Genomic DNA, 22,276 nt, shown 5'->3' with positions numbered 1-22,276 from the left:
GAAACAAGGGCAAGGCCACCACTGAAGCGTTGGTGATTCTGTCACGTAAACTCGCTCGCATTGCGTTTGCCTTGATGAAAACGAAGACGAACTACGTCAGCAAAACGGCCTAAAAAGCTTGGTGAAAACCATAGAATCTCCCACAGGTTTTGTGAACGACGCAAGATCCCCTGTGGCGGCTAGCCTGCTATAGGGCCAGTGCCGACTACGGTTCGGTGCGATTGAGTAGCCAGTCGAGCAACAAGCCGTTATCGCGCGCAGGCGGTGGCGGGCGCGGTGCCGGGTCGGGTGAGTTGCCCAGGCACAGGATCGGCCGATCAGGATCGCCATCAAGAAAGCTTACCCACACTTCACTGCCGGCGCAGGGCAGATCGTCGGGCGCAAGGCGACGCTGGGTGCGTGTCATGGCCACGGGCAGCCAGATCGCGTGGCTATCCGGCATTTCGGCATACGCTGAAGGCCACAGCCTGATCGCAACGCGGCCCTGTTCGTCCAGTTGCGCCGGTTGCCCGTGGGTGCCCCGCACTTGGGCCAGATGAAAACCGGCTATGCTCGGCCGCGGTTGTTTGAGCGCCGGGCGAAAATCGCTCGACCACGGCTGCGCGCAAAAGTCGTTGTGATAGCGATGCACGCAGGCGCTCGGGTCGAGAATCGAGGGATGCTGCCCGCGATGACGGATCGCGGTGATCCGCCATTGTTCGTTGAAATGGCTGATCGGATGCGCCGAGACCTGCAACAGGTCGCCACTGAACAAACCGGTCCGGTCGCTGCGGCCGTTGATCGTGCGGTGCTGGCAGCGCTGGCGTTGCAGATGACGGCGGCTGCGCTGTTCATGGTAACGCTGGTCAAGCGCAGGTATCGGTGGCAGTGAATGCGCCAGTCGCTGATTGGCTGCCGCGTCGCTGCTCGCCTGTTGGCCTCGGTCACGCACCGCTGACAGGGTGGCAATGGGCGCAGCGTGGTGGTGCTGGTACAGCGCGCTGATACACGGTGACGGGGTTTCTTCGCACGCTTTGAACGGTACCCATATCGGCGTTTGCGGCAGACTCAGGCTGTCATCGGCGAACACCACGACGTGGCCGTCAGCGCGGTGCTCGAAGTGGTAGTGAAGGCCTTCTTCTTCGCAGAGCCGGTTGAGCAGCGCCAGATCGCTTTCTTCATACTGAATGCAAAATGGCCGGAGCGGATAATGCCCGACTGTCATTTCGATCCGGTAATCGTCTGTCGCCAGAGCGTTTTCAACGAGTAGCTGCTGAATGATCTGCGGCACGCTCAGTTGCACGAACACGCGTCGCTTGGGCGGTTGTGCCAGGCGTTGCAGGCGCGGCACCAGGCTCATCCGATAACCGATCCGGTGCGTACCGCGATGTTCGCAACTGGCACGGTCGATAACGCCGTGGATCCCGTGCCGCTCATCCAGACGCAGAAAGGCCGGTTGATGGAGAAAAGCGCCCGGCGTCACGGCGGGGGCGAGGCCGATCAGTTCAACGTCGAAACGATAGGGCTGGTTGAGCGCATCCTCACCGTCAAAACCTACCACCGGCAGGCTCAGGCCACTGTCGGTCAGCGTCAGGGTGAAGGGACTTTCCATGTCATTGAGCATTCGCACAGGCTCTGTCAGGCAATACGGGAGTCAGAGGGTACGAAACCGCGGCGCGGAATGGTCATGTCAAAGAGGTTTTTCAGAATCCCCCTACAAGGTCTGGTGAAGTTGTCGATTCGGCATCGCGTTTTTTTGGTCGATTGCCGAGTTTAGGCCGTATAAACTTGCCGCCACGCGTCGGCCAATAGATGTCTCGGCGCCACAGATCAAAGAGAGTGAGTAATGGGCGCACAGTGGAAGGTTAAACACAAAGAAGCGGCTGCCAATGCCAAGGGCAAGATCTTCGGCAAACTGGTGAAGGAAATCACCATCGCTGCCCGCAACGGTGCCGATACCGCCACCAACGCACATTTGCGTCTGGTGGTCGAACAGGCCAAGAAAGCCTCGATGCCAAAAGAAACCCTCGACCGCGCGATCAAGAAAGGCGCAGGTCTGCTGGGTGAGACGGTGCAATACCATCGCGTGACCTACGAAGGGTTCGCCCCGCACCAGGTGCCGCTGATCGTCGAGTGCGTGACCGACAACATCAACCGCACCGTTGCGGAAATCCGTGTGGCCTTCCGCAAAGGCCAACTGGGCGCTTCCGGTTCGGTGGCCTGGATGTTCAACCATGTCGGCATGATCGAAGCCGCGCCGGAGAGCCCGGACGCGGACCCGGAAATGGCCGCGATTGAAGCCGGCGCGCAGGATTTCGAGCCGGGTGAAGACGGCGCCACCTTGTTCCTGACCGATCCGACCGATCTGGATGCCGTGCAGAAAGCGCTGCCGGAGCAAGGCTTCACCGTACTGTCGGCCAAGCTCGGCTACCAGCCGAAAAACCCGGTCAGCGGTCTCAGCGACGAGCAGATGGCCGAAGTCGAAGCATTCCTCGAAGGCCTCGACAACCATGACGACGTGCAGGACATGTTCGTCGGTCTGGCGGGCTGATCTGCCTCATCAGTGATGGCCCCATCGCTAGCAGGGCTGGCTCCCACACTGGATTTTGGTGTTCACGAAATCTCCAGTGGGAGCTAGCCTGCTAGCGATTGACCGCGCAGCGGTCACAACTTCCCCAACACTTCAATGATCTCGCCGAACCCCGGACGCCCCAGCACATCCGCCTGGCAGCAACGCTGCTCGAGCGCCTCAAGCGCCAGCCGCTGCCGATCGCTCAGCCCGCTATCGACGCGCGCCAGCAATTCTCCGAGCAAAACCCCGAAGGCTCGCACCTCGATGCGCTGCAATGCGCGCGTCTGCGGGGCCTCGTCGACGGCATGGAACGACGCCGCACCAAAATCGCCGAGCAGGCAATCGCCACGCTCATTCAACAGGATGTTGTGCCCATACAGATCACCGTGAGTAATGCCTTGGCGATGCAGATGCTGCGCTGCCGAGGCGATGCCTTTGGCGATGTTCAGCGCGACCTCGGCGCTGAAGCGGCGATCGGCGGCGTAAACATCGCGCGAGCAGGATTCAAGGCTGGGCAGGTCGGCGAGGTTGGCGAACGACGGATCGATCAACTGCATCACCAGCCCTTGCTGGTCGTCAGGGTGGCCACTGATACGCCCCTCGATGCGGATCAGATTGGGATGCTGGCCGGCGGTGATGCAGGCATTCATTTCGTGTAGCGGGGAGCCGTCACTGGTCATCTCGCCTTTGTATAGCTTCACTGCCACCGGGGTCAGTGATCCGTCGTCACGTTGCCAGTCTGCGCGAGAGATCACCCCCGAGGCGCCTTCGCCCAGGCGCTGCTGCAGGCGCAGCGCCGACCAGTCGATCTGCGGCGTCGCCTGCAGCGCAGCAGCATCCGCCTCGGTTTCCAGCGGATTGCCGGCATAGGCCAGCCACGTCAGGCTCGGCAGGGTCAGCAGCCATTGCGGCAGTTCGGTCAGGCGATTGGCGGCGATGCGGATCAGCTCCAGCCGGTGGCATTGGTTCAGCGACGATGGCAGCGCTTGCAAGCGGTTGCCGGCGAGCATGAGTTTCTGCAGGGCAGGGCGCTCACCGAGTTCGCTCGGCAGACGCTCGAGGCAGTTGTCGGTGAGAATCAGCCAGCGCAGCAGGGGCGGCAGGGCGGCGCCTGGTACGTTGGCGATGCGATTGGCCTTGAAGCCGACCATCGTCAAGGCCGCGCACTGACCGAGGCACGCCGGCAGCTCGGTGAACCGGTTGTCAGAGCAGAACAGCACGCGCAGCCGCGTCAGACGATGCAGATCATCGGGCAGACGACTCAAGGCATTGCCGCTGAGGTTGAGGATTTCCAGGGTTTCGGCCAGATCGAAAATCTCGCGCGGAAACTCGGTCAGGCCACACGACAGATCCAGACGAGTAATGCCCGACAGTTCGCCGGCACGCAATTGAGCAAGGGTGTGCATGGTAGGTGTTCGCTTTTGATTAAGGAGCGGCGCGGGGCGACATGATACCGGCAAAGCGGTTTGGCACCACGAAACCTGTGCGAGCCAGCAGGCTGGCTCCCACAGGGAATGGTGGTGGCTCAAAAAGGGTCGTGCATTGCTTGCAATTGCCCCAGGCGGCTGCGGGTGCGCGCCAGATCGATGGCGTGGCCTTCCAGGCTGGCGCGCAGTGGCAACCGCCCGATCAGCGTCAGGTGCTTGTCCTGGTCGTAAAGCACATCGATCAGGTTGATGAAGCGCTGCTGAGTGGCGATCGGGCATTCGCCCAGCTCGGGCAGATTTTCAATGACCCAGCGATCAAACCGTCGACACAGTTCCAGATAATCCATGACCGCCGTCGGCTGTTCGCACAGATCGGCGAAGGTGAAACCGATGCGCCTATCCGCGCAGAACCGCGCCCGAAACTGTCGAGTGCCGACGGTCAGCGTAGCTGCGGGCGCATCAGTTGGCGGTAGATCGAGGGCGGCGCGTTGCGCGGGCGTACCGGGCCAGACGTAATGGCCCTGGGTAAACACTTGATGTTCAACCGGGCGCTGCTGGCTGCGGTAATCATGTGGCCCGCCCACCTCCATGACGTGCATGCGCGCATGGATCAGTTCGATCACCGGTTTGAAACGCGCGTGATACAGCGGGTTGGGCAGCAGGCCTTCGGGCGGGTAATTGGACGTCACCAACAGCAGCATCTGCCGTTTGAACAGTGCCTTGAACAGCCGGGTGATGAGCATCGCATCGCCAATGTCATGTACATGGAACTCGTCGAAACACAGCACCCGACAGTCCTTCAGCAGTTCATCAAGGGTTAGCTCCAGTGCATCCTCCTGACCGCGATGGCGGAACATGCCGTCGTGCAATTGCGCAAAGAACTGATGGAAATGCAGCCGGCGCTTCTGGGTGATCGGCAACGCCTGAAAGAAACCGTCGAGCAGCCAGCTCTTGCCGCGCCCGACCGCGCCGAACAGATACAGGCTCGGCGGTCGATGCGCGCCGGTGCCGAGCAACAGGCTGGCCTGCTGCGCCATGCAATCGATGACGCGCTGCTGGCTGTGGCTGAGGGTGTAGCCCTGTTCGTGGGCCTTGTGTCGGAAATGATCGTGGATGACCTGGGCGTTGGCATCATGCCCGGCGCTGGCCGGCACGCCCTTGCCGAGCCAGCGGCGCAATGCCGGCCAACGCGCCAGCAGTTTTGATCGTTTCGACGGTGGGGCAGGCAATCGCGGCGTCTCCGTGTTCATTGAACCGGCGCCCGGAAGCGCGGCGGTTCAGTGTAACCAGAGGTCGGGTCGATCGGCCACCGCAGGTCAATGTTCCGTTCAGAGGGGCTGCGATTGTTGGAGCAAAGGCGCTGCCGGCGAATCCGTCGGGCTGACCATCGCATAGTTGTAGCCACCACCCGACCAGTACTCGGCCTGCAGATCGCCGTCACTGCGCCGCCCGCGTGGCAAAAAAGTATTTTTCGGTCCTGGCGGGCGCACGTAGAAACTCACCTTGTGGCCGCTGCGATCTTCATACATGACCATCGCCGCCGGCCCTTCATCGGTGCTGAGCAAGCGTCCGCTGACCGGTTCGAACCCGGCCGCCGTAAGATCCGGCAAGCGGCTGGCTCGGGTGAAGTAGCGATCGAGCCAGCGCTGCATGTCACCGTCATTGTCGACCTGATAATCGGCCGGAAGCAGGCCTTTCTGGGCAATCAATCGATAAGCCTGCAAGGCATCGGTCATCGGTAACACCGAGCCGCGCACGAGGGTCATCTCCCGCGCCTGCCAGCCACTGAAACCGCCGATGCTGACGGCGATCAGCAGCAGCGCCGCACTGGCCAGCTGGCGCCGTGACTGACGCTGGCGGCGCTGGCGAATCAATGCCGGATCAAGCGCCGGATTGGCCGGTTGCTGCAACGCACCGCTGAGGGCTGCGCGCAGTTGCTGGGCATCGTGTTGCCAGGCGCGCACCTGCGCCGCTTCGTCCGGGTGGCTGGCCAGCCAGGTTTCCAGCACACGCCGGTCGGCGTCGCTGAGTTGATGGTCGACGTAGGCGTGCAGGTCACGCTCATTGGGAGGCAGGCTGATCATTTGAGTATCCGCAAAGAAGGGCTGCTGATTTCACCGTCGCTCAATTGGCGCAAGGCCTGGCGGGCGCGGGACAGGCGCGACATCACGGTGCCGAGCGGGGTGCCAAGAATCTCGGCGACCTCTTTATAGGACAGGCCTTCGACCGAGACCATCAGCAGCAGCGCACGTTGTTCGGTGGGCAGGCGGTCGAAGGCCTGCAGGGTCGACTGGGCGATCACCGTGCGTTCCACCGACGGTTCGGCGTCATCGCGACCGGTAAAAAAATCGAGCATCCGCGCATAGCGTCGAGAGCGGCGATGCGCGTCGAGAAACTGCCGGTACAGAATCGCAAACAGCCATGCGCGCAGGTCACCGTCGGCGCGTTTTTCGCCCCAGCTCGACAATGCCCGTTCCAGGCTGGCCTGGACCAGGTCGTCGGCGCTGCTGCTGTTGCGTGTCAGTGACACGGCGAAGCGGCGCAATCTGGGAATGATTTCTCGCAACTGTTCGTCGAATTCGCTCATCACGTGCTGCCATTCACTACGCTGTGGACTAGGAAGACGCCCGTCGCCGAAGGTTATTCCACGTTCGGAAAAATAAATACCGAGGCGTGGAATAAAACCCGACGGGGTGCGTCTTGCTGATTCTTCCCACTTGCGGCCACTGGCCCTGGAGCCTTTCATGGTTGATCGCTCTTCACCTGATACTGCGCCGCCCGGCGGGCCACGGCGCCCACCCTTGTCGGCGGCAAGCCTGATGTTGCGTCTGAGCGGCATTGCCGTAGTCGTGGCGGCTGTCGCCGGGGCGTTTGCCTATGTGCATGGCAACCTCGACCCACAACGCCTGACGCCAAAAGCGCTGGTCGATGTACTGGAAAAAAACAACGGCGTGCATCCCGGCTTTCGCCGCAACCATGGCAAAGGCGTGTGCGTGATCGGCCACTTCGAAAGCAGCGGCGAGGCGCGCGCGTTCTCCACGGCGCAAGTGTTCAACGAGGCGCAAACGCCAGTGGTCGGGCGTTTCGCACTGCCGTCGGGCAACCCGTACGCGCCGGACAGCAGCGTGCCGATCCGCAGTCTGGCGCTGCGCTTCACCCAGGCCAATGGCCAACAATGGCGCACCGGCATGAACAGCATGCCGGTGTTCCCAGTGGGCACCCCCGAAGCGTTCTATCAATTGCAGCAGGCGCAATCGCCGGACCCGGCCACCGGTAAACCGGACCCAACGAAGGTCCCGGCGTTCTTCGCCGCGCACCCGGAAGCGGTGCCCTTTCTGACCTGGATCAAGACGGCCAAACCGTCGGCCAGTTACGCCACCGAAACCTATAACAGCGTCAACGCGTTTTATCTGGTTGACGGCAACGGCAAGAAGCAGGCGGTGCGCTGGAGCATGGCCCCGGTTGCGCGCGATGCCGCCGGTGCCACTGCGCCTGAGGGCGGCGATTTTCTGGAAAAGGATCTGGTGCAACGGCTGGCATCCGACCCATTGCGCTTTCAGCTGAACATCACCCTGGCCAATCCTGAGGATCCGGTCAACGACGCCAGCAAGAACTGGCCCGCCGAGCGCAAGGTGTTGAACGCCGGCACGCTGGTGCTGGAGAAAACCCAGCCGCAACTGAGCGGCGAGTGCCGTGACATCAACTATGATCCGCTGGTACTGCCGGCCGGTATTCAGGGTTCCGACGACCCGCTGCTCGCCGCCCGGTCCGCCGGTTACGCCGATTCCTACCTGCGCCGCACCAGCGAAGTCAGCCAGTTGCCCGCCGCCAAACAGGAGGCTCGTCCATGAGCACGCAACCGACCCATTTCGTTTTGCTGGCACGGCTGCTGCACTGGCTGATGGCCGTGATGATCATCGCCATGCTGTTTATCGGCGCCGGCATGGTCACCTCGGTGTCCGAGCGGCATGAATGGCTGATCCATCTGCACAAGCCGTTGGGCATTGCCATTCTGGCGCTGGTGATCGTGCGTCTGCTGGTGCGCTGGAGTACGCGTCAGCCACCACTGCCCGCCGATCTGCCGGACTGGCAAGCGCTGGCGGCCAAGGCTTCGCATTGGCTGTTGTATGGATTGATGCTGGTGTTGCCGTTGCTCGGCTGGGCGATGATCAGCGCCTCGGGCGAGCCGGTGATGCTCGGTACCGCGTTGCAATTGCCTTCGATCGTGCCTGCTGATGCGCAGTTGTTCGCGCTGCTGCGCAAGGCGCACGGCTATCTGGCCTATCTGCTGTTTCTGACGGTGCTGGTGCATCTGGCCGCGGCGCTGTTTCACGGCTGGATACGTCGCGACGAAGTACTCGACAGCATGTTGCGCGGTCGCGATCGCAGTTGATCGCCCGACTGGCGCATCGAGTCGATGCGCCAGTCGCGAGTCAGCGGGGAAGAGGATCAGCGCAGGCTGTCGACCATGTCGGCGATGGTCGTCAGTACATCCTTGCCCAATTGTTTCGAGCGCTTGCCCGACCAGCCGGTGACTGTGTCAGGGTGATCATCGTGATCCTTGAACGGCATCTCCAGCGTCAGTGACAGGCAGTCGTATTTCTGCCCGACGCTGTTGCAGGCCAGGGTCATGTTGGCTTGGCCCGGTTCGTCGCGGGTGTAGCCGTACTGGGTCTGGAAATCCCTGGTGGTGTGCTTGAGGTGCGTGCGGAAGTGCTCCTCGAGCTTTTCGATGCGCGGCGTGAAGCCCGGATTGCCTTCGCAACCGGCGGTGAAGACGTGGGGGATTTCCTCGTCGCCGTGTACGTCGATGAACAGGTCGACGCCATACTGTTCCATTTGCTGCTGTACGAAAAGTACCTCGGGGCTGATGTCCTGACTGGCGTTCTGCCAGGCGCGATTCAAGTCCTGGCCCATGGCGTTGGTGCGCAAATGGCCGTGGAAGGCACCGTCCGGGTTCATGTTTGGCACCAGGTACAGGTCGGCGCTGGCCAGCAGTTTGTTGAGCACCGGGTCGTCGTGTCTTTCCAGACGCTCGATCACGCCTTCCATGAACCATTCGGCCATGTGTTCGCCCGGATGTTGCTGCGCAATGATCCAGACCTTGCGCTGGCCCTCGGCGCCGCTGCCTTTGCGCAGCAACTGGATGTCACGACCTTCGACGCTCTTGCCCGTCGCGAGCAGTTGCGTGCCGGCCTTGCTCAGTGCCTGCTCGATCAGCCAGTCGTGGCGGCCGCGGCTGTACGGTTCGAAATAGGCGAACCAGGCGTGGGTCTGGGTGGCTTCGAGGCAGAACCGCAGGGAGTCGCCTTCGAAAATGGTCGGAATGCGGAACCAGTTGACGTGATCGTATGACGCCACGGCCTGGTAGCCGGTCCAGGCTTTGTTGTACGAAGACTGGCTGGCGTTGATCAGCCGAAACCAGTGTTCCTGGCCGACATGCAGGCCGCTGGCCTTGAAGTGGAACCATTGAAAATGAGGGCTGCGGGTGTCCGGGCGAATCGCCAGAACCGGGCTGAGCGGATTGCTGAGGTCGATGACTTGAATGTTGCCGCTGTCGAAATTGGCGCTGATGTCGAACGAGGATTTGGCCACGGACATGATCGATTCCTGAATACGATTTTTATGGCCGTCACTTTACACGCAGGCAGGATTGAAACCGAGGGGAATTGAGGGGTTGCAGCGGGGGGCGTCCTCCGTGACGCGCAAGCAGCTTAGTGAGTGTGCGAGTGATTCTCAAGTGCTAATTGGCAAAGTTTGACCCAATGTGGCCGGGCCTGGCTTGTCATCCGATATTCTTTTGATATTATCCGCGCCATCGAACGCGCAACACCCAAAGACTTCATTAGCCTGAAGCCATAAGCCCGAATAACGGCAAAAAAAGACCCGGCAAAAAGCCGGGTCAAAAACCGTGATTAGCCTGATGAGGAGATAGTCCAGAAGACCGACCTAAGGTCTCTGGTCCATCGACTGATCTCGCGACCAGCTGCATGCAATAATAATCATTATCATTTGCAAGTCAAATGTTTTTGTCTGCGCGATTGGAAAATTCTTTCCGGTCCTGATGTATCGATCTATCAGGCTTCTTCGCCATCAAGCGAGTGGTCAACCATCGCTCGCGCCATATCCACCATGTGAACCACTGAAAACGCCAGATCACGGCTCGCGCCCTGCAGGGTTTCGGCTGCCTTGAAAGCTGTCGCCGCCGCACAGCGCAACAGATCTGAAGCATGTACCAGGGCTTCTTCACCGCTGAGGTGACGTTTGACGTCGAAGAAACGTTCATCCACCTCGGGTTCTGACACAGCCGGTTTCAAGTAATAATCCAGCGCCCGCTGGGCGGCCGCGTTGCCTTGAGGCGAGGTGAACGTGGTGTCCATTTGCAGATCGGGCAAGTCTTTGCTGCTGATAGTCATGATGAAAAGGCACTCCTTGTTCGATTGAGAATCCGTCCTCTCAGCATAGTACTGTGCGTAGTTGTGACTAGAATTTAAATACTACAATTTGTGTTTTGCCGGCCGAAGGCGCGGACAGTATGGTGCTGCACATGGATAAATGGATTGAATTGGTCAAGGCCAAGATGAGTGAACTCAAAATCACTCAAACAGAGCTCGGAGAGCGCGTCGGCATGTCCCAGGGCGGGATCGGTCATTGGCTGAACAAGCGTCGCGAACCCGGCATCACCGAAATGAACCGCGTGCTGCAGGCGCTGGGCATGGATTTCCTCGAAGTGGTGCTGGTGATTCGCGAGCCGCAAGTCACGCTGGAGGACGAGATGCCGCTGGCACAGAAGTACAACCCGTACTTCCGTTACCCGGTCAGCGATTGGCAGACGACGTGTGAGGTGCGCGAAAGTGATCCGGCGTCCTACAACCGGGCGACCGCTAAACAGCGTTTCGAACTCACCGATTACCACGCGCGTGGCGCGGCGTTCTGGTTGACGGTAGCGGGGGATTCGATGACCGCGCCGACCGGCCAGAGCATTGCCGAAGGCATGCTGATTCTGGTCGACCCGGCGGTTGAGGCCGTGCCGGGCAAACTGGTAATCGCCCAGTGGCCCGACAGCCCTGAAGCGATTTTTCGCAAACTCGACGAGCAGGGCGGCCAGCGTTACCTGGTACCGCTCAATCCGACCTGGCCGAAAGCCGTGTTGACCGACGAATGTCGAATCATCGGCGTTGTGGTACAAGCCACGGCACGTTACTAGTCAGATCGGTCCTCATTCTGTGTAGGACCGATTCTTCATTCACACGGCTTCCAGCTCCACCAGAGCGCTGCCTTCGCCGACCATTTCGCCTTCCTGGCAATACAGCGCTTTGACTACACCGGCGTGCGGCGCGCGAATGCTGTGCTCCATTTTCATCGCCTCAAGCACCACCAGCTGCGCTCCGGCCTCGACCGCTTGCCCGGCCTCGACCAGCACGCGGACGATGCTGCCGTTCATCGGTGCAGTAAGACCGCCCTGATGGCTGTGACTGGCTTCAACGGCACTGATCGGGTCGTACGTTTCGACACGTCGCAACTCGCCGTCCCACTGCAGGTACAGCGCATCGCCCTGGCGAATGGTGCGCAAACTACGGCGCACACCTGCGTCTTCAACGATGAGTGCTTCGCCGCTCAGTCTGGCATTGCCGATGTAATTCAGCGTCAGCGCTTTATCCTGACCTTCGCAACTCAGATGCAGGGTCGTTTCCGGTGGCAAGCCTGCGCGCAAACCGCTGTTGATTGACCACGGCGATGCCGGATCATCTTCTCGCGTCAACGGCGGCAGGCTGTGCGCCACTGCGTGCGCCGCCGCGTTCCAAAACGCATCGCTCAACGGTTGCGGCGCGGGCAGCAGTTGCGCCTGAAAGCGCGGAATGAACCCGGTATCCAGTTCAGCCGCAGCAAACGCCGGATGCGCGATGATCCGCCGCAAGAAATTGATATTGGTCTTCAAACCGCCAATGGCGAATTCGTCGAGCATGCTCAACAAGCGCAATCTGGCCTGTTCGCGGTCCTCGCCCCAGGCGATCAGCTTGCCGAGCATCGGGTCATAGAACGGCGAAATTTCATCGCCTTCCTCGACGCCGCTGTCAACGCGACGCCCCGGTCCGTCAGCGGATTCGCGGTACAGCGCCAAACGGCCAGTCGCCGGGAGAAAATCATTCGCCGGATCTTCTGCATACAGGCGAACTTCAATCGCATGACCGTTGAGCGGCACCTGCTCCTGAGTGATCGGCAGTGCCTCGCCACGGGCGACGCGAATCTGCCAGGCGACCAGATCCAGACCGGTGATGGCTTCGGTCACAGGATGTTCGACCTGCAGCCGCGTGTTCATTTCCATGAAGAAGAATTCGCCGCGCGCATCCAGCAAAAACTCCACCGTGCCCGCGCCGACATAACCGATCGCCTGCGCCGAGCGCACGGCCGCTTCGCCCATTGCCCGCCGCAGCTCCGCGGACAGGCCCGGCGCCGGGGCTTCCTCGACGACTTTCTGGTGACGACGTTGAATCGAGCAATCGCGCTCATTGAGATACAGGCAATGGCCATGCTGATCGGCAAAGATCTGGATCTCCACATGTCGCGGCTTGAGCAGGTATTTCTCCACCAGCATGCGCGAGTCGCCGAACGATGACTGCGCCTCACGCTGAGCGGAGGCCAGCGCTTCGGCGAGTTGACTGACGTCCTCGACCACTTTCATGCCTTTGCCACCACCGCCGGCGGTGGCTTTGAGCAGCACTGGATAACCGATGCGCTCGCAAGCGGCGCGAAAGGTATCAAGGTCCTGCGCTTCGCCGTGGTAACCCGGCACCAGTGGCACGCCGGCCGTTTCCATCAGCGCCTTCGCGGCGGACTTGCTGCCCATGGCGTCGATGGCCGAGGCGGGTGGGCCGAGGAACATCAGCCCGGCCGCTTCGATGGCGCGGGCGAAACCGGCATTCTCCGAAAGAAATCCGTAACCCGGATGAATCGCCTGCGCGCCGCTGGCCTTGGCCGCCGCGATCAACTTGTCGATCTGCAAATAACTGTCGGCCGCTTTGCTGCCGCCCAGATCGACGCGGATGTCCGCTTCACGGCTGTGCCGCGCTTCGCGGTCGGTGGCGCTGTGCACCGCGACGGTGGTCAGGCCCAGGGCTTTGGCGGTGCGCATCACGCGGCAGGCGATTTCGCCACGGTTGGCCACCAGCAGGGTGGTGAGGACGGGTGCGCTCATCAACGCGGCTCCTTGGTGGTGGTTGCGGCTTGCCAGCTCGGCGGACGTTTTTGCAGGAACGCACGCAAGCCTTCCTGGCCTTCGGGACTGACGCGAATGCGGGCGATGGCGTTTTCGGTGTAGCGGCGCAGCGCCGGGGTCAGCGCGCCATGGCCGACTTCACGCAGCAAATCCTTGCTGGCGCGCATGGCCGCCGGACTGTTAAGCGACAGATTGTCGATCCACTGTTCGACGTGTTGCTCAAGCGCCGCTGCCGGATAACTTTCCGACAACAAACCGATCTCCCGTGCCCGCTGCCCGCCGAAGCGTTCGGCCGTCAGCGCATAGCGCCGCGCCGCACGTTCGCCGATCGCCTGCACCACGAACGGGCTGATCACCGCCGGCGCCAGGCCGATGCGCACTTCCGACAGACAGAACTGCGCATCATCGGCACCGATCGCCATGTCACAGCAGCTGATCAGTCCCAGCGCGCCACCGAACGCGGCACCTTGCACCACGGCCAGGGTAGGGATTTTCAGTTTGGCGAGGTTATACATCAGCTCGGCCAGCTCGCGGGCGTCGTCGAGGTTGGTGTGGTAATCGAGCTCGGCCGATTGCTGCATCCACGCCAGGTCGGCGCCGGCGCTGAAGTGCTTGCCACGGCCGCGCACCAGCAGAAAACGCAGACTGGCGTCGCTGGCAACCTTGTCGAGGGCGAGGATCAGTTCGCGGATCATCTCGGCGTTGAAGGCGTTGTTTTTCTCGGCGCGGTCAAGCCACAGCGTGGCGAAACCGCGTGGATCGCTTTGCAGCTCGAGGGTATTGAAGTCGCTCATATTCATCCGTCTCCACGGTTTCTTGTGGGAGCGAGCCTGCTCGCGAAAGCGACGTATCAGGCGATACATTCGCTACCTGACAAACCTGATTCGCGAGCAGGCTCGCTCCCACAAAAAAAGCATCACATCCGGAACACGCCGAAGCGGCTCGGTTCGATTGGCGCGTTCAGCGACGCGGACAAGGCCAGGGCCAATACATCGCGGGTCTGCGCCGGGTCGATGACGCCGTCGTCCCACAGTCGTGCGCTGGAATAGTAGGGGTGACCCTGTTCTTCGTACTGGTCGAGAATCGGCTGCTTGATCTCGCCTTCCTGTTCGGCGGTGAAGGCCTGACCGCTGCGTTCAGCCTGCTCGCGTTTGACCTGCACCAGCACACCGGCCGCCTGCTCGGCACCCATCACGCCGATGCGTGCGTTCGGCCACATCCACAGGAAACGCGGGTCGTAAGCACGCCCGCACATACCGTAGTTACCGGCGCCGAAGCTGCCGCCAATGATCACCGTGAATTTCGGCACCTTGGCGCAGGCCACTGCGGTCACCAGTTTGGCGCCGTGCTTGGCGATGCCGCCGGCCTCGTATTTCTGCCCGACCATGAAACCGGTGATGTTCTGCAAAAACAGCAACGGAATGCCGCGCTGGCAGGCCAGTTCGATGAAGTGCGCGCCTTTCTGCGCGGCTTCGGCGAAAAGGATGCCGTTGTTCGCCAGGATCGCGATCGGGTAGCCGTGCAGGTGGGCGAAACCGCAGACCAGCGTGGTGCCGAACAGGGCCTTGAACTCATCGAACACCGAACCGTCGACCAGCCGCGCAATCACTTCGCGCACATCGAACGGCTGCTTGGCGTCGGCCGAGACCACGCCGTACAACTCGTCGCTCGCATATAGCGGTGCAATCGGCGTGCGCTGCTGCACTTCGCCGAGCTTGCGCCAGTTGAGGTTGGCGACGCTGCGGCGGGCGAGGGCGAGGGCGTGTTCGTCGCTCTCGGCGTAATGATCGGCCACGCCGGACGTCTTGCAATGCACATCGGCACCGCCGAGATCTTCGGCGCTGACCACTTCACCGGTCGCCGCTTTCACCAGCGGTGGGCCAGCGAGGAAAATCGTCGCCTGGTTGCGCACCATGATCGCCTCGTCGGCCATTGCCGGCACGTACGCACCGCCAGCGGTGCACGAGCCCATCACCACGGCAATCTGCGGGATGCCCATCGCGCTCATGTTGGCCTGATTGAAGAAGATCCGCCCGAAATGTTCGCGGTCAGGAAACACTTCATCCTGACGTGGCAGGTTGGCGCCGCCTGAATCCACCAGATAGATGCAGGGCAGGCGATTCTGCTGGGCGATGGTCTGCGCGCGCAGGTGTTTCTTCACGGTCAGCGGGTAGTACGAGCCGCCTTTTACCGTGGCATCGTTGGCGACGATCATGCACTCGACGCCTTCGACCCGGCCGATCCCGGCAATCACGCCCGCCGCCGGCACGTCCTCGCCATACACCGCGTGAGCGGCCAACTGGCTGATTTCCAGAAACGGTGAGCCCGGATCGAGCAAGCGGTTGATGCGCTCGCGCGGCAGCAGTTTGCCCCGCGACGTGTGTCGTTCCTGAGCTTTCGCGCCGCCGCCCTGCGCAATTTGCGCGAGCAACGTGTGCAGCGCGTCGACCTGCTTGAGCATCGCCGCACTGTTGGCGGCGAACTCGGCTGAACGCGGATTGAGCTGAGTGTGCAGGATAGCCATGGTCAGCTCCGGTTAGCGGGTTTCGTTGAACAGTTCGCGGCCGATCAGCATGCGTCGGATCTCGCTGGTGCCAGCGCCGATTTCGTACAGCTTGGCGTCGCGTAGCAGACGGCCCGCCGGGAATTCATTGATGTAACCGTTGCCACCAAGAATCTGGATCGCGTCGAGGGCCATTTGCGTGGCGCGCTCGGCGGTGTAGAGGATCACCCCGGCGGCGTCCTTGCGCGTGGTTTCGCCGCGCTCGCAAGCCTGGGCCACCGCATAGAGGTAGGCGCGGCTGGCGTTGAGCTGGGTGTACATGTCGGCGACTTTGCCCTGGATCAGCTGGAACTCGCCGATGCTCTGGCCGAACTGCTTGCGATCATGGATGTACGGCACGATCAGATCCATGCACGACTGCATGATCCCGGTTGGCCCGCCGGAGAGCACCACGCGTTCGTAATCGAGACCGCTCATCAAGACTTTCACGCCGCCGTTGAGCACGCCGAGAATGTTCTCTTCCGGCACTTCGACGTCATCGAAAAACAGCTCGCAGGTGTTGGAGCCACGCATGCCCAGCTTGTCGAACTTGTTGCTGCGGCTGAAGCCTTTCCAATCGCGCTCGACGATGAAGGCGGTGATGCCGTGCGGGCCTTTTTCCAGATCGGTCTTGGCGTAGATCACGTAAGTGTTGGCGTCAGGGCCGTTGGTGATCCAGGTCTTGCTGCCGTTGAGCACGAAACGATCGCCGCGCTTGTCGGCGCGCAGTTTCATCGAGACCACGTCGGAACCGGCGTTTGGCTCGCTCATTGCCAGCGCACCGACGTGTTCGCCGCTGATCAGTTGCGGCAGGTATTTGGTTTTTTGTTCGTGGTTGCCGTTGCGGTTGATCTGGTTGACGCAGAGATTGGAATGCGCGCCGTAGGACAACGCCACCGAAGCCGAGCCGCGGCTGATTTCTTCCATCGCCACCACGTGCGCCAGATAACCGAGGCCAGCGCCGCCATATTCTTCCGGGACGGTGACACCGAGCAGGCCCATGTCACCGAATTTGCGCCACAGGTCGGCGGGGAACAGGTTGTCGCTGTCGATTTGCGCCGCACGCGGAGCGATCTGATCGGCGACGAAGGACTGAACCTGATCGCGCAGCATGTCGATGGTTTCACCGAGGGCGAAGTTCAGGGATGGATAGCTCATGCGGCACCTTTTGGCTTTTTTGTAGGAGCGGTGACAACGGTCGGTCAGTTATCACCTTTACGTTAACGTAAGCCTGCGACGAATGACTGTCAATCACACTTTACGTTAACGTCAACTTGGGCGAGAGTAGGGCTATTCACGATCGAAAGCCGGATGAAACCTGTGGGAGCGAGCCTGCTCGCGAAAGCGGCAGTTCAGTCGACATTTATGCTGAGTCTGCTGGCCTCTTCGCGAGCAGGCTCGCTCCCACAAGTGACCGCCGGCAACCCATAAATAAAGACAACAGGGGTCATCATGGATCAATCCAGTGCCGCACCGCAGCGCAGCTACACCCGTGGTTCTCAGGACAAGGCCTTGCTGGCGCTGACCATCGGTCAGCAGTTCGACGAGACCGTCGCTCGCTATCCCGACGGTGAGGCGCTGGTGGTGCGCCATCAGCAGTTGCGCTATTCCTGGCGGCAACTGGCCGATGCAGTGGATCTACACGCTCGGGCGCTGCTCGCACTGGGTTTGCAGGCTGGCGACCGCCTCGGTATCTGGGCACCGAACTGCGCGCAGTGGTGCATCACCCAGGTCGCCACGGCGAAAATCGGCGTGATTCTGGTCAACATTAACCCGGCCTATCGCAGCGCTGAACTCGAATACGTGCTCAAGCAATCGGGCTGCCAGTGGCTGGTCTGCGCCGGGGCGTTCAAATCGTCCGACTATCACGGAATGTTGCAGGGCCTGCTGCCGGAGCTGGCCGGGCACGCCGACGGCCAACTGCACAGCGAGCGCCTGCCGGATCTGCGCGGGCTGATCAGCCTCGATGCGCAGCCGCCGGCAGGTTTTCTGCCGTGGTCGCAACTGGCTGAACTGGCGGCGAGTGTTTCGCCTGCGCAACTGCGCGAGCGCAGTGACAGCCTGCACTTCGATCAACCGGTGAACATCCAGTACACCTCCGGCACCACCGGTTTCCCCAAGGGCGCGACCCTCAGCCACTACAACATCCTCAATAACGGTTACATGGTCGGCGAAAGCATCGGCCTGACCCCGCGCGATCGCCTGGTGATCCCGGTGCCGCTGTATCACTGCTTCGGCATGGTCATGGGCAACCTCGGCTGCATCACCCATGGCAGCACGATGATTTATCCCAATGACGCCTTCGATCCGCTGCTGACCCTGCAAACCGTCGCCGAAGAACACGCCACCGGCCTCTACGGCGTACCGACCATGTTCATCGCCATGCTTGATCAGCCGCAACGCCGCGAATTCAATCTGTCGAGCCTGCGCACCGGAATCATGGCCGGCGCGACGTGCCCGATCGAAGTGATGCGCCGGGTCATCAGCGAGATGCACATGAGCGAAGTGCAGATCGCCTATGGCATGACCGAAACCAGCCCGGTGTCACTGCAGACCGGGCCGAACGATGAACTGGAATTGCGCGTGACCACCGTCGGCCGCACCCAGCCGCAACTGGAAAGCAAGATCATCGACGAGGCCGGCAACCTTGTGCCGCGTGGCACCATCGGCGAACTCTGCACCCGCGGTTACAGCGTGATGCTTGGCTATTGGAACAACCCGCAAGCCACCGCGGAAGCCATCGACGAGGCGGGCTGGATGCACACCGGTGATCTGGCGAGCATGAACGAGGCCGGCTACGTCAACATCGCCGGGCGCAACAAGGACATGATCATTCGTGGCGGCGAAAACATTTATCCGCGTGAGCTGGAGGAGTTTTTCTTCACTCACCCGGCGGTGGCGGACGTGCAGGTGATTGGCATTCCGTGCTCGCGTTACGGCGAAGAGATTGTCGCGTGGATCAGGTCCCACCCCGGCCACAGCGCGTCCGAGCTGGAGTTGCAAACCTGGTGCAAGGAACGCATCGCGCATTTCAAGACGCCGCGGCACTTCAAATTCGTCGAGGAGTTTCCGATGACGGTAACGGGCAAGATTCAGAAGTTCAGGATGCGCGAGATCAGCATAGAAGAGCTGAAAACAATCGAGGAATAATCACAAAACTTCTGTGGGAGCGAGCCTGCTCGCGAATGCGGTGTGTCATTCAGCGCAAAATGTGTCTGGCACACCGTTTTCGCGAGCAGGCTCGCTCCCACAGGGGGGCGTTAGAGAGAGGAATCACAGAAAGCACAAAGGGGAGCCGAAGCTCCCCTTTAATTTGTCGTTGCGTGCTCTTTTTTATTATTGAGGGTCGGTCTGTTGTTGTTTTTGGCAACCGTGGCCCTTTACCGCTGTTTTTGGCGACCCCCATCCGGGGTCAAGAGCAAACGTATTTTTTTGAGCGCTGATCTGCTTTCTCGTTTAACGATCCAACCGATTCGGGAGCTACCTGAAGGTAGTTTTATTGTTCTCTGCCCGGTTGCGGGTCACTCCTGAGAGCACCCTGAAAAGCACACCTTCTCCAAAAAAATCTGTTAGCTGCGTCTCTGCCGTGTTGTTTTTGTTATGTCAGAGTCGTTTCGTCTTGTTTTTATTGGTTTGCGGCTTTTTATTCTTGTTATGCGATAGAGATAGCAGGTGTCGTGCCAACTTTTAAAAAGCCTTTAAAATCAGTGGGTTGAAATTTTCAGGTTTTTTCAGCGAGGGCAAAGCCAGACAATTTGTTTCCGTGTTACTCGCTTTTGCGCACATCACGAACTCAGCGGTAACACCTCACTGTGCGCTGCGCGCCTTGGCCACGCGCGAACCGCTCGGGCGGCCGAGCACCGTGCTGATCTGCTCGCCCGCTGCAATCAAGGCGTCCAGGTCGATACCGGTCTCGATGCCCAAGCCGTTGAGCAGGTACACCACGTCTTCGCTGGCAACGTTACCGCTCGCGCCTTTGGCGTAGGGGCAACCGCCGAGGCCGGCAATCGAGCTGTCGAACACGGCAATGCCTTCGAGCAGGCTGGCGTAGATATTAGCCATGGCCTGGCCGTAGGTGTCATGGAAGTGTCCGGCGAGTTTGTCGCGCGGTACCTGCGCCGACACCACCTCGAACAGGCGGCGAGTCTCACCCGCAGTGCCCGTGCCGATAGTGTCGCCCAGCGACACCTCGTAGCAGCCCATCGCGTACAACTCGCGCGCGACCATCGCCACTTGCTCCGGCGCGACCGTGCCTTCGTACGGGCAGCCGAGCACGCAGGAGACGTAACCGCGCACGGTAACGCCGTGTTGTTGCGCCGCTTGCATGATCGGCGCAAACCGCGCCAGGCTTTCGCTGATTGAGCAATTGATGTTGCGCTGCGAGAACGCTTCGGACGCGGCGGCAAACACCGCGACCTCCTTGACCCCGGCCGCGAGCGCATCTTCAAAACCGCGCAGGTTCGGCGCCAGTGCGCCATAGGTCACGCCGGGCTTGCGCTGAATCTGCGCGAACACCTCGGCGGAGCCGGCCATCTGCGGCACCCACTTGGGTGAGACGAAACTGCCGACTTCGATGTAGCCAACGCCGGCGGCGCTCAAGGCATCAACCAGCTGCACCTTGTCGGCGACGCTGATCGGTTGGGCCTCGTTTTGCAGGCCATCGCGCGGGCCGACTTCGATCAGGCGTACTTGGGAGGGGAGGGACATGAGTTGACCTGCCTGTTTGTTGAGTTCACGAAGAACCCTGTGGGAGCGAGCCTGCTCGCGAAAGCGGTGAATCAGTCACCATCAATGTTGGATGACGGAATGCATTCGCGAGCAGGCTCGCTCCCACAGGGGCAACCGGTTGTTTGTCAGATCGCCTGCTGGCTCTTGAGTGTCTGCTCCAGCGCCTGCACGCAGCGCTCTTCGGCGGTATCGAGCTCGAGCTTCATCTGTTCGATGTCCAGCAATTGCTGTTCGAGCTGTTCGCGGCGTTCGGCAATTTTCGCCAGCATGCTGTTGAGCTGTTTGGTGTTACCGCTGGACGGGTCGTACAGCTCGATCAGCTCGCGGCATTCGGCGAGGGAAAAACCGATGCGCTTGCCGCGCAGAATCAGCTTCAGGCTGACCTTGTCGCGCGGCGAGTAAATGCGTTCCTGGCCGCGGCGCTCGGGGCGCAGCAGGCCTTGTTCTTCATAGAAACGGATGGCCCGCGTGGTGATGTCCAGCTCGCGGGCGAGGTCGGAAATGCTGTAGGTCTGGCTGCTCATTAAAGCGCTCGGAGAAGGGGCATGGCGCTAAGCTAATGGCGTGTTGACGTTTACGTCAAGCGGGATGATTTTGTGTTGTGGTTGATGGCCCCTTCGCGAGCAGGCTCGCTCCCACATTGGTTTTGTGTACGCCATAGATCCCTGTGGGAGCGAGCCTGCTCGCGAAGAACGCTAACGCGGTAAAAAGCCCTACACCTTATCCAGCTTCTTCTCCTGCGCCGTCACCTGCTGGCACAACTCGATCATCTGCTCGCGCATCCAGCGATTCGCCGGGTCCTGGTCGGTGCTCTCATGCCAGTACAGGTGCGTTTCCACCGACGGCACATCGTTCACCGGCAAATTGAACGATTGCAGGTCATGACGGCGGGCAAAGCGTTCCGGCACGGTCATGACCATGTCGGTCTGCTGCATGACCTGCGAGGCCATCAGATAGTGCTGCGAACGCAGGGCAATCTTGCGTTGAATACCCATTTTGCCCAACGCCAGATCGACATAACCCAGCCCGCTGCGGCGGCTGGAAATGTGAATGTGGGTCAGCGACAGGTAATCATCCAGCGAGAGTTTTTCCTTGCCCGCCATGGGGTGGCCCTTGCGCATTGCGCAGACGTAACGGTCGTCCATGAGCTTCACGTGGCGCACCTGCGGGTCAGTGTTGAGCGGTGCGTCGACGGCGAAATCCAGACGCCCGGCGGCCAGTTCCTTGGTGGTTTCCCGGCGTTTGGACAGAAAACTCTCAATGATTACCGTCGGCGCCAGTCGGCGTAAGCGCTGGAACAGTGGCGGCAGAATGATTGCTTCCGTGAGGTCGGTCATGCTGATGCGGTAGGTCTTGACCGCTTGCGCCGGGTTGAAAATGCGGCTCTCCTGCACTGATACACGCAGCAGCGACAGGGCGTTGCGCACCGGGCCGATGATGTTCTGCGCCATCGGCGTCGGCACCATGCCCTGAGCCGTACGCACGAACAACGGATCATTGAAGGTTTCGCGCAACCGCGCCAACGCGTTGGACACCGCCGGCTGGGTGATGCCGACGATCTGCCCGGCGCGGGTCAGGTTGGCTTCGGTGTAGATCGCGTCAAAGACGATGAAAAGGTTGAGGTCGACCTTGCTCAGATTCATAACGCGGCTTCTCTTGTTATTCAGGGGCGATATTCAGGGCTGGCCATCAGCCGATCATATATCGGTGATGAATGTTTATACACGCCGAGAATAGGCTAGGTAAATTATCAGCGCTGTTCTAGCATCGATTGCATGACCTGAACAACCTCCATAAGAGAAGGTATTGCC

General features: G+C 60.9%; 19 protein-coding genes and 1 pseudogene. 6 read left to right on the top strand and 14 right to left on the bottom strand.

Annotated elements, in window-relative coordinates:
- Nucleotides 1–113: pseudogene (locus tag ACGSLL_RS25045) on the top strand (IS110 family transposase); the annotation flags it as partial.
- 92 nt (nt 114–205) lie between these two features.
- On the opposite strand, the gene ACGSLL_RS25040 reads toward ACGSLL_RS25045, so the two are convergent.
- Complete coding sequence (locus ACGSLL_RS25040) at nt 206–1,603, bottom strand: type VI secretion system Vgr family protein (protein ID WP_394508346.1); 1,398 nt, start codon at nt 1,601–1,603, stop codon at nt 206–208.
- A 222-nt stretch (nt 1,604–1,825) separates the two neighbouring features.
- Here ACGSLL_RS25040 and ACGSLL_RS25035 point away from each other — a divergent pair, with 222 nt between their 5' ends.
- Complete coding sequence (locus ACGSLL_RS25035; protein WP_203418660.1) at nt 1,826–2,530, top strand: YebC/PmpR family DNA-binding transcriptional regulator; 705 nt, start codon at nt 1,826–1,828, stop codon at nt 2,528–2,530.
- 113 nt (nt 2,531–2,643) lie between these two features.
- Here ACGSLL_RS25035 and ACGSLL_RS25030 read toward each other — a convergent pair whose 3' ends face one another.
- The 4 genes from ACGSLL_RS25030 to ACGSLL_RS25015 all read right to left on the bottom strand — a co-directional run bounded on the left by ACGSLL_RS25030 (nt 2,644) and on the right by ACGSLL_RS25015 (nt 6,565).
- Nucleotides 2,644–3,957 (bottom strand): leucine-rich repeat-containing protein kinase family protein, encoded by a 1,314-nt coding sequence (locus tag ACGSLL_RS25030; protein ID WP_394508344.1) that lies wholly within the window; start codon nt 3,955–3,957, stop codon nt 2,644–2,646.
- 119 nt (nt 3,958–4,076) lie between these two features.
- Nucleotides 4,077–5,207 carry a cell division protein ZapE gene (gene zapE / locus ACGSLL_RS25025; protein ID WP_394508343.1) on the bottom strand — a complete coding sequence of 377 codons (1,131 nt, stop codon included), beginning with the start codon at nt 5,205–5,207 and terminating at the stop codon, nt 4,077–4,079.
- A gap of 99 nt (nt 5,208–5,306) precedes the next feature.
- Entirely contained in the window at nt 5,307–6,062 is a 756-nt protein-coding gene (locus ACGSLL_RS25020) for an anti-sigma factor family protein (protein WP_394508342.1), read from the bottom strand.
- On the bottom strand, nt 6,059–6,565 hold the full coding sequence (locus tag ACGSLL_RS25015; RefSeq protein WP_394508341.1) for an RNA polymerase sigma factor: 507 nt from the start codon (nt 6,563–6,565) through the stop codon (nt 6,059–6,061). Before ACGSLL_RS25015 ends, ACGSLL_RS25020 begins: the two co-directional genes overlap by 4 nt.
- Before the next feature lie 157 nt (nt 6,566–6,722).
- Between ACGSLL_RS25015 and ACGSLL_RS25010 the strand changes: the two genes are divergently transcribed.
- Nucleotides 6,723–7,829, top strand: a complete 1,107-nt coding sequence (locus tag ACGSLL_RS25010) for a catalase family peroxidase (protein WP_394508340.1) — start codon at nt 6,723–6,725, stop codon at nt 7,827–7,829.
- Nucleotides 7,826–8,371, top strand: a complete 546-nt coding sequence (locus ACGSLL_RS25005) for a cytochrome b (protein ID WP_394508339.1) — start codon at nt 7,826–7,828, stop codon at nt 8,369–8,371. The genes ACGSLL_RS25010 and ACGSLL_RS25005 overlap by 4 nt, the downstream gene beginning before the upstream one ends.
- Before the next feature lie 56 nt (nt 8,372–8,427).
- On the opposite strand, the gene ACGSLL_RS25000 is transcribed toward ACGSLL_RS25005, so the two are convergent.
- Nucleotides 8,428–9,579 (bottom strand): M14 family metallopeptidase, encoded by a 1,152-nt coding sequence (locus ACGSLL_RS25000; protein WP_394508337.1) that lies wholly within the window; start codon nt 9,577–9,579, stop codon nt 8,428–8,430.
- A gap of 476 nt (nt 9,580–10,055) precedes the next feature.
- Nucleotides 10,056–10,394 carry a DUF6124 family protein gene (locus ACGSLL_RS24995; RefSeq protein WP_090284444.1) on the bottom strand — a complete coding sequence of 113 codons (339 nt, stop codon included), beginning with the start codon at nt 10,392–10,394 and terminating at the stop codon, nt 10,056–10,058.
- 131 nt (nt 10,395–10,525) lie between these two features.
- On the opposite strand from ACGSLL_RS24995, the gene ACGSLL_RS24990 reads away from it, so the two are divergent.
- A complete protein-coding gene (locus tag ACGSLL_RS24990; RefSeq protein WP_394508336.1) occupies nt 10,526–11,185 on the top strand; it encodes a LexA family protein in 660 nt (219 codons plus the stop codon).
- 39 nt (nt 11,186–11,224) lie between these two features.
- On the opposite strand, the gene ACGSLL_RS24985 is transcribed toward ACGSLL_RS24990, so the two are convergent.
- From ACGSLL_RS24985 to ACGSLL_RS24970, 4 genes are all read right to left on the bottom strand, one after another.
- Nucleotides 11,225–13,174, bottom strand: a complete 1,950-nt coding sequence (locus ACGSLL_RS24985) for an acetyl/propionyl/methylcrotonyl-CoA carboxylase subunit alpha (RefSeq protein ID WP_394508335.1) — start codon at nt 13,172–13,174, stop codon at nt 11,225–11,227.
- Nucleotides 13,174–13,989, bottom strand: a complete 816-nt coding sequence (locus ACGSLL_RS24980; protein WP_394508334.1) for a gamma-carboxygeranoyl-CoA hydratase — start codon at nt 13,987–13,989, stop codon at nt 13,174–13,176. Before ACGSLL_RS24980 ends, ACGSLL_RS24985 begins: the two co-directional genes overlap by 1 nt.
- Before the next feature lie 122 nt (nt 13,990–14,111).
- Nucleotides 14,112–15,719 (bottom strand): carboxyl transferase domain-containing protein, encoded by a 1,608-nt coding sequence (locus tag ACGSLL_RS24975; protein ID WP_394508333.1) that lies wholly within the window; start codon nt 15,717–15,719, stop codon nt 14,112–14,114.
- A gap of 12 nt (nt 15,720–15,731) precedes the next feature.
- Nucleotides 15,732–16,895, bottom strand: coding sequence for an isovaleryl-CoA dehydrogenase (locus ACGSLL_RS24970; RefSeq protein WP_394508332.1), 1,164 nt, complete (start codon nt 16,893–16,895; stop codon nt 15,732–15,734).
- A gap of 294 nt (nt 16,896–17,189) precedes the next feature.
- Here ACGSLL_RS24970 and ACGSLL_RS24965 point away from each other — a divergent pair, with 294 nt between their 5' ends.
- Nucleotides 17,190–18,887 (top strand): AMP-binding protein, encoded by a 1,698-nt coding sequence (locus tag ACGSLL_RS24965; protein ID WP_394508331.1) that lies wholly within the window; start codon nt 17,190–17,192, stop codon nt 18,885–18,887.
- 657 nt (nt 18,888–19,544) lie between these two features.
- Here ACGSLL_RS24965 and ACGSLL_RS24960 read toward each other — a convergent pair.
- The 3 genes from ACGSLL_RS24960 to ACGSLL_RS24950 all read right to left on the bottom strand — a co-directional run bounded on the left by ACGSLL_RS24960 (nt 19,545) and on the right by ACGSLL_RS24950 (nt 22,108).
- Nucleotides 19,545–20,444 carry a hydroxymethylglutaryl-CoA lyase gene (locus ACGSLL_RS24960; protein ID WP_394508330.1) on the bottom strand — a complete coding sequence of 300 codons (900 nt, stop codon included), beginning with the start codon at nt 20,442–20,444 and terminating at the stop codon, nt 19,545–19,547.
- A gap of 146 nt (nt 20,445–20,590) precedes the next feature.
- On the bottom strand, nt 20,591–20,989 hold the full coding sequence (locus ACGSLL_RS24955) for a MerR family transcriptional regulator (RefSeq protein WP_090284429.1): 399 nt from the start codon (nt 20,987–20,989) through the stop codon (nt 20,591–20,593).
- 189 nt (nt 20,990–21,178) lie between these two features.
- On the bottom strand, nt 21,179–22,108 hold the full coding sequence (locus ACGSLL_RS24950) for a LysR family transcriptional regulator (protein WP_090284427.1): 930 nt from the start codon (nt 22,106–22,108) through the stop codon (nt 21,179–21,181).
- Between the last annotated feature and the right edge of the window lie 168 nt (nt 22,109–22,276).

The sequence above is a fragment of the Pseudomonas retamae genome, from assembly GCF_043496865.1.
Classification (GTDB): Bacteria; Pseudomonadota; Gammaproteobacteria; order Pseudomonadales; family Pseudomonadaceae; genus Aquipseudomonas; species Aquipseudomonas retamae.
Note: the sequence above shows the minus strand (reverse complement) of the source record. Positions and strands in the feature narration are given on the sequence as shown.